The organism is Pseudomonas sp. GM80, assembly GCF_000282515.1.
Lineage (GTDB): Bacteria > Pseudomonadota > Gammaproteobacteria > Pseudomonadales > Pseudomonadaceae > Aquipseudomonas.
The window spans coordinates 1-15,576 of sequence record NZ_AKJD01000163.1 but is presented as its reverse complement, the minus strand read 5'-3'; the positions used below and the strand labels follow the sequence as shown (position 1 = coordinate 15,576).

General features: G+C 60.5%; 13 protein-coding genes. 7 read left to right on the top strand and 6 right to left on the bottom strand.

What is annotated here, in order from left to right; all coding sequences use genetic code 11:
* Window positions 1–163 precede the first annotated feature (163 nt).
* Window positions 164–1,105 (top strand): AEC family transporter, encoded by a 942-nt coding sequence (locus PMI37_RS22775; RefSeq protein ID WP_008085419.1) that lies wholly within the window; start codon window positions 164–166, stop codon window positions 1,103–1,105.
* 84 nt (window positions 1,106–1,189) lie between these two features.
* Here PMI37_RS22775 and PMI37_RS22770 read toward each other — a convergent pair whose 3' ends face one another.
* The 6 genes from PMI37_RS22770 to gatC form a co-directional block, all read right to left on the bottom strand.
* Window positions 1,190–1,567, bottom strand: coding sequence for a carboxymuconolactone decarboxylase family protein (locus tag PMI37_RS22770; protein ID WP_008085417.1), 378 nt, complete (start codon window positions 1,565–1,567; stop codon window positions 1,190–1,192).
* Entirely contained in the window at window positions 1,564–2,625 is a 1,062-nt protein-coding gene (locus PMI37_RS22765; protein ID WP_045123244.1) for a calcium/sodium antiporter, read from the bottom strand. Before PMI37_RS22765 ends, PMI37_RS22770 begins: the two co-directional genes overlap by 4 nt.
* A gap of 46 nt (window positions 2,626–2,671) precedes the next feature.
* Window positions 2,672–3,046, bottom strand: coding sequence for a septal ring lytic transglycosylase RlpA family protein (locus PMI37_RS22760; protein WP_008085414.1), 375 nt, complete (start codon window positions 3,044–3,046; stop codon window positions 2,672–2,674).
* 232 nt (window positions 3,047–3,278) lie between these two features.
* Window positions 3,279–4,724, bottom strand: a complete 1,446-nt coding sequence (gene gatB, locus PMI37_RS22755) for an Asp-tRNA(Asn)/Glu-tRNA(Gln) amidotransferase subunit GatB (protein WP_008085412.1) — start codon at window positions 4,722–4,724, stop codon at window positions 3,279–3,281.
* Between the two features lie 10 nt (window positions 4,725–4,734).
* Window positions 4,735–6,186: an Asp-tRNA(Asn)/Glu-tRNA(Gln) amidotransferase subunit GatA gene (gatA, locus tag PMI37_RS22750; RefSeq protein ID WP_008085411.1), complete on the bottom strand. Its 1,452-nt coding sequence runs from the start codon at window positions 6,184–6,186 to the stop codon at window positions 4,735–4,737.
* A 16-nt stretch (window positions 6,187–6,202) separates the two neighbouring features.
* A complete protein-coding gene (gene gatC / locus PMI37_RS22745; RefSeq protein WP_008085410.1) occupies window positions 6,203–6,490 on the bottom strand; it encodes an Asp-tRNA(Asn)/Glu-tRNA(Gln) amidotransferase subunit GatC in 288 nt (95 codons plus the stop codon).
* 211 nt (window positions 6,491–6,701) lie between these two features.
* Between gatC and mreB the strand changes: the two genes are divergently transcribed.
* The 6 genes from mreB (at window position 6,702) to PMI37_RS22715 (ending at window position 15,543) form a co-directional block, all read left to right on the top strand.
* Window positions 6,702–7,739: a rod shape-determining protein MreB gene (mreB, locus tag PMI37_RS22740; RefSeq protein ID WP_002555108.1), complete on the top strand. Its 1,038-nt coding sequence runs from the start codon at window positions 6,702–6,704 to the stop codon at window positions 7,737–7,739.
* 141 nt (window positions 7,740–7,880) lie between these two features.
* Window positions 7,881–9,023 (top strand): rod shape-determining protein MreC, encoded by a 1,143-nt coding sequence (gene mreC, locus PMI37_RS22735; RefSeq protein WP_081500531.1) that lies wholly within the window; start codon window positions 7,881–7,883, stop codon window positions 9,021–9,023.
* Window positions 9,023–9,514, top strand: coding sequence for a rod shape-determining protein MreD (gene mreD, locus PMI37_RS22730; protein WP_008085408.1), 492 nt, complete (start codon window positions 9,023–9,025; stop codon window positions 9,512–9,514). Before mreC ends, mreD begins: the two co-directional genes overlap by 1 nt.
* 37 nt (window positions 9,515–9,551) lie before the next feature.
* A complete protein-coding gene (locus tag PMI37_RS22725) occupies window positions 9,552–10,148 on the top strand; it encodes a Maf family protein (protein WP_008085407.1) in 597 nt (198 codons plus the stop codon).
* A 58-nt stretch (window positions 10,149–10,206) separates the two neighbouring features.
* Window positions 10,207–11,664 carry a ribonuclease G gene (gene rng / locus PMI37_RS22720; RefSeq protein ID WP_008085406.1) on the top strand — a complete coding sequence of 486 codons (1,458 nt, stop codon included), beginning with the start codon at window positions 10,207–10,209 and terminating at the stop codon, window positions 11,662–11,664.
* Between the two features lie 75 nt (window positions 11,665–11,739).
* Entirely contained in the window at window positions 11,740–15,543 is a 3,804-nt protein-coding gene (locus tag PMI37_RS22715) for a YhdP family protein (RefSeq protein ID WP_008085405.1), read from the top strand.
* Window positions 15,544–15,576: the final 33 nt, after the last annotated feature.

The following is a 15,576-nucleotide window of genomic DNA, read 5'->3' as shown; positions in this document are numbered from 1 at the left end:
TCGTTCCCACGCTCCGCGTGGGAATGCAGCCCGGGACGCTCTGCGTCCCAATAGCGTGACGCGGAGCGTCACAGGAGGCGTTCCCACGCAGAGCGTGGGAACGATCAGGGTGAAAGTGGCTTATCATTAGCCCCCTAACGACGCTCACCCAAGGCTCCCCGGCATGCTGGCAATTTTCCTCGAAACCCTGAACATCACCGCGCCGGTGTTTGCCATGCTGTTTCTCGGTGTGCTGCTCAAGCGCATCAACTGGATCAACGACAACTTCATCCACACCGCCTCCTCGCTGGTGTTCAACGTGACCATGCCGGCGCTGCTGTTCCTCGGCATTCTGCACGCTGATCTGCACGCCGCGTTGCAGCCGTCCCTGCTGATCTACTTTTCCCTGGCCACGCTGGTGAGCTTTGCTCTGGCCTGGGGCTGGGCGATCTTCAAATGCCCGCGTGAAGATCGCGGCATCTACACCCAAGGTGCGTTTCGCGGTAACAACGGCGTGATCGGTCTGGCACTGGCGGCGAGCATGTACGGCGATTACGGGATTTCCCTCGGGGCGATTCTCGCGGCGCTGGTGATCCTGTTCTACAACACGCTGTCGACGATTGTGCTGGCGGTGTACAGCCCGGTGATCAAGTCCGATCCGTGGAGCATCTGCAAAAGTGTGTTCAGCAATCCGCTGATCATCAGCGTGATTGCGGCGGCGCCGTTTGCCTATTTCAAAATCAGTTTGCCGGGGTGGCTGGAGACCTCAGGGCAGTATCTGGCGCAAACCACCTTGCCGCTGGCGCTGATTTGCATCGGCGGCACGCTATCGCTGGCGGCGCTGCGCAAGAGCGGCAACATGGCGCTGAGTTCGAGCCTGGTGAAGATGGTTGGTTTGCCAGTGCTGGCGACGCTGGGGGCGTGGTTGTGGGGCTTTCGTGGGGCGGAGTTGGGGATTCTGTTTCTGTATTTCGGTAGCCCGACGGCGGCGGCAAGTTTCGTCATGGCCCGGGCGGCGCAGGGCAATCATGAGCTGGCGGCGGCGATTATCGTGATGACCACGTTGATGGCGGCGATTACCACCAATGTCGGGATCTTTGTTTTGCAGTGGGGTGGGTGGATCTAAAGGGCAAGGTCAAAAGATCGCAGCCTGCGGCAGCTCCTACATGGCATACGTCCCCCTGTAGGAGCTGCCGAAGGCTGCGATCTTTCAGCTCTTCTCGTAGCTGTCGATCACTTCCTGCGCCGCGCGAAACGCATCAATCGCCGCCGGCACGCCGGCATACACTGCGCAATGCAGCAGCGCCTCGCGAATCTCGTCCACCGTGCAGCCGTTGTTCAGCGCGCCACGCACATGGCCCTTCAACTCTTGCGGGCATTTCAACGCCGTCAGCGCGGCGAGGGTGATCAGGCTGCGCGTCTTCAGTGGCAAACCTTCACGGTTCCACACACCGCCCCACGCGTGTTCATTGACGAAATCCTGCAACGGCTGGGTGAACTCGGTGGCGTTGCCCAGCGCGCGATCAACAAACGCATCGCCCATTACCTGGCGGCGCACATCTACCCCGGACTTCTTCGATTCGGTCATGGCTTATCACTCTTGTGGTGTTGGCGGCGCCAGGCGCGGATGGACGTGAACAACAGATACGCCAACAGCGGCGGCAGAACATAAAACAGCATCAAGCGCTCCAGCTTGCCGGCCAGTGGCATGCCGGTGGTGAATGACACCACGTGCAGCCCGTAAACCAGATACAAACCGAGCAGCAGCAAACCTTCGGCACGGGTCACGCGGTAGCCCGAATAGAACACCGGCAGGCACAGTGCGGCGACACCGAGCATTACCGGCAGGTCGAAATCCAGCGCGTTGGGCGACACCGACAATGGCGTCGGCGCGATCAAAGCCGTGAGGCCGAGTACGCCGAGCAGGTTGAACAGGTTGGCGCCGATCACATTGCCCACGGCGATGTCGCGTTGCCCGCGCAATGCCGCGATCAGCGAGGTCGCCAGTTCCGGCAGCGACGTGCCGACGGCGACCACGGTCAGGCCGATTACCCGTTCGGAGAAGCCCAGGTCCGTCGCCACGACAACCGCAGCGCCGAGCAGCAAATGCCCGGCGAACACCAGCATGGCGAGGCCGACGATGATCATGAAAACGCTGGCAAGCCATGAGGTTTGTGCCGCGTCGGGTTGCGCGGAATGCGGTCGCGTCGAGTGGCGTGACTGACGCAACAGCAAGCCCAGATACAGCGCCAGAGCGGCCAGCAGCAGAATGCCGTCGAAGCGTCCGATCTCTTCGTTCCACGCCAATACAAACACCAGCAGACTGGCGCCGATCATCAGCGGAATGTCGAGGCGCACCAGTTGCCGCGAGACACGCAATGGAATGATCAGGGCCGACAGGCCAAGGGTCACAAGGATGTTGAAGATGCTGCTGCCGACCACACTGCCGACCGCGATGTCGGGGTTATGCGCCAGCGCCGCTTGCACGCTGACCGCCATCTGCGGCGCGCTGCTGCCGAGGGCAACAATTGTCAGACCGATGATCAGTGGTCGCACATGCAGACGTTCGGCCAGACGCACCGCTGCGCGCACCATCAATTCGGCACCGAAGATCAGCAGGCACAACCCGGCGAGCAGTTCGATCACGCTGATCAGCGGCAAATCGGTCAGTCCGAAAATGGTCAGTGCTCCATCAGTCGTCGAGGGCCTGCACGCGTACTCGCGCGGTGCCGCTGCTGAACATACCGAGTTGTTTGGCGGCTTCGCGTGAAACATCAATCAAGCGTCCGCGCGTATGCGGGCCGCGGTCGTTGATACGGACCACCACGGATTCGTCGTTTTTCAGGTTGGTGACCTTCACCCGCGTGCCGAAGGGTAGCTGGCGGTGGGCGGCGGTCAGGGAATTCTGGTTGAACGCCTCGCCACTGGCGGTGCGTTTACCGTGGTGCTTGGCACCGTAATAGGAGGCGACGCCGGTCTGGTCGTAACCGTGCGGGTCGATGATGTCGGTGCTGGCGCAGCCGGCCAGCAAAGAGAGCAGGGCGCAGGCGCCGAGCAGACGTTTCATTCAAAGGCTCCACAAAACAAATGTGGAAACAACCCTGTATGGAGATGAGCTCTTGTGGCGAGGGGATTTATCCCCGATGGGGCGCGCAGCGCCCCCAGATTCCGAATACACAAGAATTGGGACTGCTGCGCAGCCCATCGGGGATAAATCCCCTCACCACAAAACCCCTCCAGCCAAAGAGGATTATTCCCACAGGGGGTGGAGCCAGGCTTAAGATCTGGCTCCATTTGCATCAGCCTTCGAGCTTGCTTTTCAGCAGTTCGTTCACTTGCTGCGGGTTGGCTTTGCCTTTCGACGCTTTCATCGCCTGACCCACGAAGAAGCCGAACATCTTGCCGCGTTTGGCTTCATCAGCCGCACGATACTGTTCAACTTGCTCGGCGTTGGCCGCGAGCATTTCGTCGAGCACGGCCGAGATTGCGCCGCTGTCGGTCACCTGCTTCAGGCCGCGTTTTTCGATGATTTCGTCCGCACTGCCTTCACCGTTGGCCATCGCTTCAAACACAACCTTGGCGATTTTGCCGGAGATCGTGTTGTCCTTGATGCGCAGCAGCATGCCGCCCAACAGTTCCGCCGACACCGGCGACTCGTCGATGTCCAGGCCTTGCTTGTTGAGCAGGCTGCCCAACTCGACCATCACCCAGTTCGCCGCCAGTTTGGCGTCGCCGCCGATGCTTGCGACTTTCTCGAAGTAATCGGCTTGTTCGCGGCTGGTGGCCAGCACGCTGGCGTCGTAGACCGACAGACCGAATTGCTCCTGGAAACGCTCGCGTTTCTGCGGAGGCAGTTCCGGCAGGGTGGCGCGCACTTCGCCGAGGAACGACTCTTCGATGACCACCGGCAACAGGTCCGGATCGGGGAAGTAACGGTAGTCGTTGGCTTCCTCTTTCGAACGCATCGGACGGGTTTCGTCCTTGTTCGGATCGTACAGACGGGTCTGCTGGATCACTTTGCCGCCGTCTTCGATCAGCTCGATCTGACGCTGGATCTCGGAGTTGATCGCCTTCTCGATGAAGCGGAACGAGTTGACGTTCTTGATCTCGCAGCGCGTGCCGAATTCAACCTGGCCTTTCGGACGGATCGACACGTTGCAGTCGCAACGCAGCGAGCCTTCGGCCATGTTGCCGTCGCAGATGCCCAGATAACGTACCAGCGCGTGGATCGCCTTGACGTAAGCCACGGCTTCCTTGGCGCTGCGCATGTCCGGCTCGGAAACGATTTCCAGCAGCGGCGTGCCGGCACGGTTCAGGTCGATGCCGGTGGCACCGTTGAATTCTTCGTGCAGGCTCTTGCCGGCGTCTTCTTCCAGGTGCGCGCGGGTGATGCCGACACGTTTGACCGTGCCGTCTTCCAAGGCGATGTCCAGGTGGCCCTTGCCAACGATCGGCAATTCCATCTGGCTGATCTGGTAGCCCTTCGGCAAGTCCGGATAGAAGTAGTTTTTACGGGCGAACACGTTGTGCTGACCGATCTCGGCGTCAATCGCCAGACCGAACATCACCGCCATGCGCACCGCTTCCTGGTTCAGCACCGGCAACACGCCAGGCATGCCCAGATCGATCAGGCTGGCCTGAGTGTTCGGCTCGGAACCGAATGTGGTGGAACTACCGGAAAAGATTTTCGACCGGGTGGTGAGCTGAGTGTGAATCTCCAGCCCGATCACGACTTCCCATTGCATGTGTGTCTCCTCAGAAGCCGGTTGGGGTGCGGGTGTGCCAGTCAGTGTTGAGCTGATACTGGTGGGCAACGTTCAACAGGCGACCTTCCTGGAAATACGGCGCGAGCAGCTGCACGCCAACCGGCAGACCGTCGACAAAACCGGCCGGCATCGACAGGCCCGGCAGGCCCGCGAGGTTGGCGGTGATGGTGTAGACGTCTTCCAGATAAGCAGCGACCGGGTCGCTGTTCTTGGCGCCAAGCTTCCAGGCCGGGTTCGGCGTGGTTGGGCCGAGGATGACGTCGACTTCATTAAAGGCAGCCATGAAGTCGTTTTTCACCAGACGACGGATCTTCTGCGCTTTCAGGTAGTAGGCGTCGTAGTAACCGGCGGACAGCGCGTACGCGCCGACCATGATCCGGCGCTGCACTTCCGGGCCGAAACCTTCGCCGCGGGAGCGCTTGTACAGGTCGATCAGGTCTTTCGGTTGCTCGCAGCGATGGCCGAAACGCACGCCGTCGAAACGCGACAGGTTGGAAGAGGCTTCTGCCGGGGCGATCACGTAGTACGCCGGAATCGCGTGCTGCATGTTCGGCAGGCTGATTTCCTTGATCACGGCACCGAGCTTCTGCAGCTCTTTAATGCTGTTCTGGATCAGCTCGGCGATGCGCGGGTCGAGACCGGCGCTGAAGTATTCCTTCGGCACGCCGATGCGCAGGCCTTGCAGCGAATCGCCCAGGCTTGCGGAGTAATCCGGCACTGGCTCGTCGATGCTGGTCGAGTCGTTCTGATCGAAGCCAGCCATACCTTGCAACAAAATTGCGCAGTCTTCGGCCGTGCGCGCCAACGGGCCGCCCTGATCGAGGCTGGAGGCGTAAGCGATCATGCCCCAGCGCGAAACACGACCGTAGGTCGGTTTCAGACCGGTGAGGTTGGTGAAGGCCGCCGGCTGACGAATCGAGCCGCCAGTGTCGGTGGCCGTCGCCGCTGGCAACAGACGCGCGGCAACTGCCGCCGCCGAACCGCCGGACGAACCGCCCGGTACGTGTTCCAGGTTCCACGGGTTTTTCACCGCGCCGTACCAGCTCGACTCGTTGGCCGAACCCATGGCGAATTCGTCCATGTTGGTCTTGCCCAGGGTCACGGCGCCGGCAGCGGCCAGTTTCGCGACCACGGTAGCGTCGTATGGGGCTTTGAAGTTGTCGAGCATCTTCGAGCCGCAGCTGGTGCGAATGCCCTGGGTGCAGAACAGGTCTTTGTGAGCGATCGGCGCGCCGAGCAGGGCGCCGCTCTCACCGTTGGCGCGGCGTGCATCGGCGGCTTTCGCCTGCTCGAGGGCCAGCGCTTCGGTGAGGCTGATGAAACTGTTGAGCTGCGGATCGAGCTGGGTGATACGCGCCAGCAGGACTTTGGTCAGCTCTTCGGAGGAAAACTTTTTATCGGCGAGACCGCGGGCGATCTCGGCCAGAGTCATTTGATGCATTGCAGGCTCTTTCCCTTTAGTCGATGACTTTCGGAACCAGATACAGGCCGTTTTCGACCGCTGGTGCGATGGACTGGTAGGCCTCGCGGTGATTGCTCTCGGTCACGATGTCGGCGCGCAGGCGCTGACTGGCTTCCAGCGGGTGGGCCAGAGGCTCGATTCCGTCGGTATTAACAGCCTGCATTTCGTCGACCAGACCGAGAATGCTGTTGAGAGCGGAAGTAATGTGTGGAAGATCGGCATCATTGAGGCCAAGGCAGGCCAGATGAGCGATTTTTTCCACGTCGGAGCGTTCTAGCGCCATCGGGATTCTCCTGTGGAAAACAGAACGGACGGCGTCCGTGTGTTAGATTGTCGGAACACTACCGCACTTCTACGGTCATAAGGCCGCGATTGTGGGGCTTGGTGCACAGAAAAGCGGCCAATTTAACATATTGGCGCCTTGCCCAAAATCCCTGTCGTTGTTAGAGTTTGCCGCACTTTTTTACCCACGCGTTGCCTAGGGTCCCTTTCCCATGTTCAAGAAACTGCGTGGCATGTTTTCCAGCGATCTTTCCATTGACCTGGGCACTGCCAACACCCTTATTTACGTGCGCGAGCGCGGTATCGTCCTGAATGAGCCATCGGTTGTGGCCATTCGGACACACGGTAATCAGAAAAGTGTCGTTGCTGTCGGCACCGAGGCCAAGCGCATGCTCGGCCGTACGCCGGGCAACATTGCTGCCATTCGTCCGATGAAGGACGGCGTGATCGCCGACTTCAGCGTCTGCGAAAAGATGCTGCAATACTTTATTAACAAGGTTCACGAAAACAGCTTTCTGCAGCCTAGCCCTCGTGTGCTGATCTGCGTTCCATGCAAATCCACTCAGGTTGAGCGTCGTGCCATCCGTGAATCGGCCCTTGGTGCCGGTGCGCGTGAAGTGTTCCTGATCGAAGAGCCAATGGCGGCTGCGATCGGTGCCGGCCTGCCGGTAGAAGAAGCACGCGGCTCGATGGTCGTGGATATCGGTGGTGGTACCACTGAAATTGCGCTGATCTCGCTGAACGGTGTGGTTTACGCCGAATCCGTGCGTGTTGGCGGCGACCGCTTCGACGAAGCGATCATCACCTACGTGCGTCGTAACTACGGCAGCCTGATCGGTGAATCCACCGCCGAGCGCATCAAGCAGGAAATCGGCACGGCCTACCCGGGCGGCGAAGTTCGCGAAGTCGACGTTCGCGGTCGCAACCTGGCCGAAGGCGTTCCACGCGCATTCACCCTGAACTCCAACGAAGTGCTGGAAGCTCTGCAAGAGTCCCTGGCAACCATCGTTCAGGCTGTGAAAAGTGCGCTGGAGCAATCGCCGCCGGAACTGGCTTCCGACATCGCCGAGCGTGGCCTGGTGCTGACCGGTGGTGGCGCGCTGCTGCGTGACCTCGACAAGTTGCTGGCCCAGGAAACCGGTCTGCCGGTGATCGTTGCCGAAGATCCGCTGACCTGTGTGGCTCGCGGCGGTGGCCGTGCATTGGAAATGATGGATAAACACACCATGGACCTGCTCTCGAGCGAATAAGTCGCCGATTGCAATACGTGGGTGAGCGCGCAGGCAGCACTTTGCAGTGCTGCCTGTTGGCGTTTATCTTCTGTCAGTCTTCATCCAGGCCGGTTTGATGCCGTATGAATAAACAGAACATTTGCCTGGGAGGGGCGGCTTATTAAACCGCTTTTCGCCAAAGGCCCTTCGTTGGGCGTGCGCCTGTTGGTGCTGGCCGTGCTGTCGGTCGCGCTGATGGTGGTCGATGCCCGCTTTGATCTGCTCAAGCCTGCGCGCAAACAAGCGTCGCTGGTGCTGATGGATGCCTACTGGATCACTGACCTGCCCGGACGTTTGTGGGAAGGGATTGCCAGCCAGTTCGGCAGCCGCACCGAGCTTGTCGCCGAAAACGAAAAACTCAAGACCGAAAACCTGCTGCTGCAGGGTCGCATGCAAAAGCTTGCCGCCCTCACCGAGCAGAACGTTCGGCTGCGCGAGTTGCTCAATTCTTCCGCACTGGTCAACGAAAAGGTCGAAGTGGCCGAGTTGATCGGCATGGACCCCAACCCTTTCACCCATCGCATCATCATCAATAAAGGTGAGCGTGATGGCGTGGTGCTCGGTCAACCGGTGCTCGATGCACGCGGTCTGATGGGCCAGGTGGTCGAGTTGATGCCTTATACCTCACGTGTATTGCTGTTGACCGACACCACTCACAGTATTCCTGTGCAGGTGAACCGTAACGGTCTGCGCGCGATTGCCAGCGGCACCGGTAACCCGGAACGCCTGGAACTGCGTCACGTCGCCGACACGGCGGATATCAAGGAAGGCGATCTGTTGGTCAGTTCCGGTCTCGGCCAGCGCTTCCCGGCCGGTTACCCGGTGGCGACCGTGAAGGAAGTGATCCACGATTCCGGTCAGCCTTTCGCCATCGTTCGCGCCGTGCCGACTGCCGCACTCAACCGCAGCCGCTACCTGCTGCTGGTGTTCAGCGACACCCGCACCGCCGAAGAGCGCGCCAACGATGCCGCGCAGGCGCAGGAAAATCTCGATGCCTTCGGCGGCGGCCCGATCATTCCGGCCACCGTGCCGAAAACCGTGAGCCCGCCTGCGGCTGCAACGCCTGCTGCAACGCCAGCCGCGGCTGCCCCGGCCACGGCCGCAAGCGCGGCGCCTGCCAAACCGGCAAGCAAACCGCCCGCCGCAGCAAAACCTCCGGCAACGACCCCGGCGGCCAGTAAACCACCGGCGTCGCAGCCCGCTGCACGGCCGGCGGCGAAACCTCCGGTCACTGCGCCTGCCACTACCGGGAGACAAGAATAATGGTCGGAGCGACTGCCTCGCGTAACGGCTGGATGGTCTGGCTGACATTCGCCATTGGCCTGCTGCTCAGCGTTTCGCCGTTACCGCAGTTCATGGAAATCCTGCGCCCGCTGTGGCTGGCCTTGCTTCTGACGTTCTGGGCGCTGTACATGCCGCACACAGTCGGCATGGTTACGGCATTTTGTCTGGGCCTGGCCGAAGACGTGCTGTACGGCACACTGCTCGGCCAGAACGCTTTGATCCTGACGCTGATCACCTTCCTTGTGCTGTCGTTGCAGCAACGTCTGCGGATGTTCCCGATGTGGCAACAGTGCCTGGTGATCCTGGTGATCTTCGGCCTCGCGCAACTGGTGCAATTGTGGCTCAGCGCCCTGACCGGCAACCGCCAGCCGACCCTGGCGCTGGTGCTTCCGGCACTGGTCAGTGCCTTGCTCTGGCCGTGGGTCAGCTTCGCTTTGCGTGGATTGCGCCGCCGCTACAAAATCAATTGAGCCGGTGAAGCAGGGCACTGAACAGGGAGATGTTTTGATGAAGCCGCTTTACCTCGCCTCCGGATCACCGCGACGCCGTGAATTGCTCACGCAGATAGGCGTCGCGTTCTCCGCCATCAGTGCGGACATCGACGAAACCCCACTTCCCGAAGAATCGCCGTCGGCCTATGTCGAACGCCTCGCGCGTGGCAAGGCCTGCGCCGGCCGCCGCACGCTCGTGTCCGCTCAACCGTACTGCGTGCTGGGTGCCGACACGGCAGTGGTGCTCGACGGCAAAATACTTGGCAAACCGGTGGACGAAGCCGATGCATGCGCCATGCTGATGATGTTGTCCGGCAAGGAGCACGAAGTGCTGACCGCCATCGCCGTGCTCGAAGGTGAGCGCTGCGAGTCGCGTGTGGTAGTCAGTCGCGTGCGATTTCGACCGATCAGCCGTGAAGAAGCGGCGGCCTACTGGGCCAGCGGCGAACCCCGGGACAAGGCCGGCGGTTATGGCATTCAAGGCCTCGGTGGCGTGTTTGTCGCGGGGCTCAACGGCAGCTATTCGGCAGTGGTCGGGCTACCTGTTTGCGAAACCGCAGAACTGTTGGGCCATTTCGGCATACCCTGTTGGCAAAACCTGAACGCGCAATGAGCGTCGTACGAAACCAGATGCGGCCATTATCGTGAACATGCCTGAACGAGATCCTGCCATGAGTGAAGAGATTCTGATCAACATCACGCCGATGGAGTCGCGCGTGGCGGTGGTCGAAAACGGTGTGTTGCAAGAAGTGCACGTCGAGCGCACACAAAAACGCGGGATCGTCGGCAACATCTATAAAGGCAAGATCGTCCGGGTTCTGCCGGGGATGCAGGCAGCGTTCGTTGATATCGGCCTGGATCGGGCGGCGTTCATTCATGCCTCGGAAATCTCCCTGCGTGAAGGCCCCGCGGTCGAAAGCATCAGTGCGCTGGTACACGAAGGCCAGAGTCTGGTGGTGCAAGTCACCAAAGACCCGATCGGTTCCAAAGGCGCGCGGTTGACCACGCAGTTGTCGATTCCGTCGCGCTATCTGGTGTACATGCCGCGCACCGCCCACGTCGGCATTTCCCTGAAGATCGAAGACGAAGCCGAGCGCGAACGCCTCAAGCAGGTGGTCAGCGATTGCGTGGCCAAAGAAGGTATCAAGGAAGCCGGTGGTTTCATTCTGCGCACCGCTGCGGAAGGGGCAGGCGCTGATGAAATCCTCATGGACATCCGCTACCTGCGGCGCCTGTGGGATCAGATCAACGAACAGATCAAAACCATCGGTGCGCCGAGCGTCATTTACGAAGACCTCGGCCTGGCACTGCGCACGCTGCGCGACCTGGTCAGCCCGAAAATCGAGAAAATCCGTATCGACTCGCGGGAAACCTTCCAGAAAACCACGCAGTTTGTGGCCGAATTGATGCCGGAAATCGCCGATCGTCTGGAACATTACCCGGGCGAGCGACCGATCTTCGATCTTTACGGTGTCGAAGACGAAATTCAGAAAGCCCTCGAACGCAAGGTTCCGCTGAAATCCGGCGGCTACCTGGTGATCGATCCGGCCGAAGCGATGACCACCATCGACGTCAACACCGGGGCGTTCGTCGGTCATCGCAATCTTGAAGAAACCATCTTCAAGACCAATCTCGAAGCGGCCACGGCGATTGCCCGCCAGATGCGTCTGCGCAATCTCGGCGGCATCATCATCATCGACTTCATCGACATGGAAGACGAAGAGCACCAGCGCCAGGTGCTGCGCACTCTGGAAAAACAGCTGGAGCGCGACCACGCCAAGACCAACATCATCGGCATTACCGAGTTGGGCCTGGTACAGATGACCCGCAAGCGCACTCGCGAAAGTCTTGAACAAGTGCTGTGCGAACCGTGCAGCAGTTGTCAGGGCCGCGGCAAACTGAAAACCCCGGAAACCATCTGTTACGAGATTTTCCGCGAGATCCTTCGCGAAGCCCGCGCCTATCAGGCCGAGGGTTATCGCGTGCTGGCGAACCAGAAAGTGGTGGATCGTCTGCTCGATGAAGAATCCGGTAACGTGGCCGAGCTTGAAGGGTTTATCGGCCGCACCATACGCTTCCAGGTGGAAACCATGTATTCCCAGGAACAATATGACGTGGTGTTGCTCTGAACCCCTGCATCACCATTTTTTCACCGCGGCTGGCCTCAGCTTTTCGCAGTTTTTTTGCCATGGGAGCCAACTGACATGGAACGTCTGACACGCATTTTGGCCGCACTCACCCGTTGGGGGCTGGGCCTGTGCGCGTTGGTTCTGGTGTTGATGGCGCTTTACGTCAGTCTCGGCCGCGAACTGACCCCGCTGGTCGCCGAATACCGCACCGATATCGAAGACAAGGCCAGTGCCGCCCTCGGCATGCCCTTGCAGATTGGCGAACTGGAAGGTAGCTGGAGCGGTTTCGCGCCGATCCTGCTGGCGCATGACGTAATGGTCGGCAGCGGCGCCAATGCCTTGCGTCTGGATCAGGTGCGCGCCGTGCCGGATCTTTGGGCCAGCCTGTTGGCGCGCGAGGTGCGCATCGCCCATCTGGAACTCAATGGCCTGAAAATCAGCCTCAAGGAAGCCGAGGACGGCAGTTGGGCGCTGGAAGGTCTGCCGGTGCAGAACGATCAGCCGCTGGATGCGCAGCAGTTGTTCAACCGTTCGCAAATGATTCAGCAGCTCTCGGTGCTCGACAGTCAGGTGACCTTGCAGCCGCTGGATCACGCGCCGATGACCCTCACTTATGTCGGCCTCAATCTGAAAACCGGTGCCAGTCGCCAGCGCCTCGATGCCCGTTTGACCTTGCCGGACGGTCAACCTGTCGCGATCAACCTGCGCACGCGCCTTCGTCCGGAGCAGTGGCAGGACAGCACGGTTGAGGGCTATGCCAGCCTGCCGCAAAGCGATTGGGCGAAATGGTTGCCCGAGCGCCTGACCCAGCAATGGAATTTTTCCGAGATCAAGGCCGGTGGTGAAGTCTGGGTCGATTGGGCCAAGGGCACGCTGCAAAGTGCCGTTGTACGCCTGAACGCGCCGCAACTGAGCGGTGCTTATGGCGAGCGCAAGCCGATCCAGATCAACAATCTGGCGCTTAATGCGTATTACCAGAACAGTGACGCTGGCGCGAAGATCACGCTCGATTCGCTGGCGATGAATTTTGGCGAAACCCGTTGGGAGTCGCGTGTACAGCTACAACAGACCCGCGCCACCGATAAGGTTGAAGAGCTCTGGCACCTGCAGGCGGACCGCCTCGACCTGACGCCCATCACGCCGCTGCTCAATGCATTGGGGCCGTTGCCGCAAGGCTTCGCCACGGCGGTCGACCATTTGAATGTCACCGGCGGGCTGCGCAATGTGCTGCTGGATTTCCGCCCTGCCGCCACTGACGGCAACAAGTTCGGCTTTGCCGCCAATCTTGATCAAGTCGGTTTCGATGCTTATCACGGCGCTCCGGCAGCGCGAAATGTCAGCGGTAGCCTGAGTGGCAACCTCGACGGCGGCGAGTTGCGCATGGACAGCAAGGATTTCGTCCTGCACCTCGATCCGATTTTCGCCAAGCCATGGCAATACCTGCAAGCCAATGCACGCTTGACCTGGAAGCTCGATAAAGACGGTTTCACCCTGATTGCGCCGTACCTGAAGGTGCTGGGCGAAGAGGGCAAGATCGCTGGCGACTTCCTGATTCGCCTGCATTTCGATCACAGCCAGGAAGACTACATGGACCTGCGGGTCGGGCTGGTCGATGGCGACGGTCGCTACACCGCCAAGTACCTGCCTGAGGTGCTGAGCCCGGCGCTCGATGAGTGGCTGCGTACCGCGATTCTCAAAGGCGCAGTCGATCAGGGCTTCTTCCAGTATCAAGGTTCGTTGAGCAAAAACGCCGGCGAGGCCGACCGCAGCATCAGCCTGTTCTTTAAGGTGCATGACGCCGAACTGGCGTTCCAGCCGGGCTGGCCGCACGTGAGCAAGGTCAGCGGCGATGTCTTCATCGAGGACAGCGGAGTGCGCATCTGGGCCAGCAAGGGCCAGTTGCTCGACACTCAGGTCAGCGATGTCTTCGTCAATATTCCCCATGTGCCGTCCGGGCAGAACACGCATTTGCTCCTCGATGGCGCGTTTGCCGGAGGTTTGGGCGATGGTTTGAAGATCTTGCAGGACGCGCCAATCGGTACGGGTGAAACGTTTGCTGGCTGGGAGGGCTCAGGTGATCTGCAAGGCAAACTGAAGCTCGATGTTCCCCTGGCCAAAGGCGATCAGCCGAAAATTCTCGTCGACTTCAAAACCGCCAATGCCCGCCTGAAACTGGCCGAGCCGAAGCTGGAACTGACTCAGCTCAAGGGGGATTTCCGCTTTGACAGCGCCAAAGGCCTCAGCGGTCAGAACATCGCCGCGCGGGCGTTCGACAAACCGGTGACGGCGCAGATTTTTGCCGACGGCAGCCCCGGCAAGCTGAAAACCCGGGTCGCCGCGTCGGGGCAAGTCGAGGTGAAGAAACTCACCGACTGGCTGGGCGTGACGCAACCGTTGCCGGTGACCGGGACGATTCCTTATCAGTTGCAACTGAACCTTGACGGTGCGGACAGCCAATTGTTGGTCAGTTCCAGCATGAAAGGCGTGGCGGTGGATCTGCCTGCACCGTTTGGCATGGCCGCCGATGTCGGCCGCGACACTGTGTTCCGCATGACCCTGCAGGGGCAGGAACGTCGATATTGGGTCAATTACGATCAACTGGCCAATTTCACCTTCGCCGCGCCGCCCACCAGTTTTGCCGACGGTCGCGGTGAGTTGTTCCTCGGTTCCGGTGAGGCCGTACTTCCGGGAGCCAAGGGGCTGCGTATTCGTGGCGTGCTCTCGGAACTGGACGTCGCGCCGTGGCAGGATCTGGTCAGCAAGTACGCCGGACAGGATCCCGGCGGCAGTGCCAAACAGTTGCTCAGCAGCGCCGATTTCAAGGTTGGCAAGTTGACGGCGTTCGGCACTACGCTGGATCAGGCTTCCGTGCAATTGAACCGCAAGCCCGGCACCTGGGCGCTGGCCCTCGACAGCCAGCAGGCCAAAGGCGCGGCCAGTCTGCCGGATGCCAAAGGTGTGCCGATTGTGGTGAGCCTGCAGTACGTGAAATTGCCGGCGCCGGACCCGACGGTGCAGGCCGATGAAAACGCACCTGATCCATTGGTGTCGGTTGATCCGACGAAAATCCCGGCGCTGGATCTCACCATCAATCAACTGTTCCAGGGCCAGGATCTGGTCGGTGGCTGGTCGCTCAAGGTGCGACCGACGCCTAAAGGCATCGCCTTGAACAGCCTCGACATGGGCCTCAAAGGCATCCTTTTGCAAGGCAACGGCGGCTGGGAAGGCGCGCCGGGTTCGACCAACAGCTGGTTCAAGGGCCGGATCGGCGGCAAGAACCTCGCCGATGTGCTCAAGGGCTGGGGCTTCGCGCCGAGCGTGACCAGCGAAGAATTCCACATGGACGTCGATGGTCGCTGGCCAGGCTCGCCGGCCTGGCTGGCGACCAAGCGCTTCTCCGGTACGCTGGATGCCTCTTTGAACAAGGGCCAGTTTGTTGAAGTGGAGGGCGGAGCCCAGGCGCTGCGGGTGTTCGGTTTGCTCAACTTCAACTCCATCGGCCGCCGCCTGCGCCTGGACTTCTCCGATTTGTTTGGCAAAGGCCTGAGCTATGACCGGGTCAAAGGGCTGCTGGTGGCAACCAACGGTGTTTACGATACGAAGGAACCGATTCGCCTGACCGGGCCGTCGAGTAATCTGGAACTCAACGGCAAGCTGGATCTGGTGGCCGAGCAAGTCGACGCCAAGCTGTTGGTGACGCTGCCGGTGACCAATAATCTGCCGATCGCTGCGCTGCTCGTTGGCGCGCCGGCGGTCGGCGGTGCGCTGTTCCTGATCGACAAGCTGATCGGTGACCGCGTGGCTCGTTTCGCCAGTGTCAAATACACCGTCAAAGGCCCGTGGAAAGAGCCGAAAATCACCTTCGACAAGCCTTTTTAACTAGCAGACACTACCCCCCTGTAGGAGCTGCCG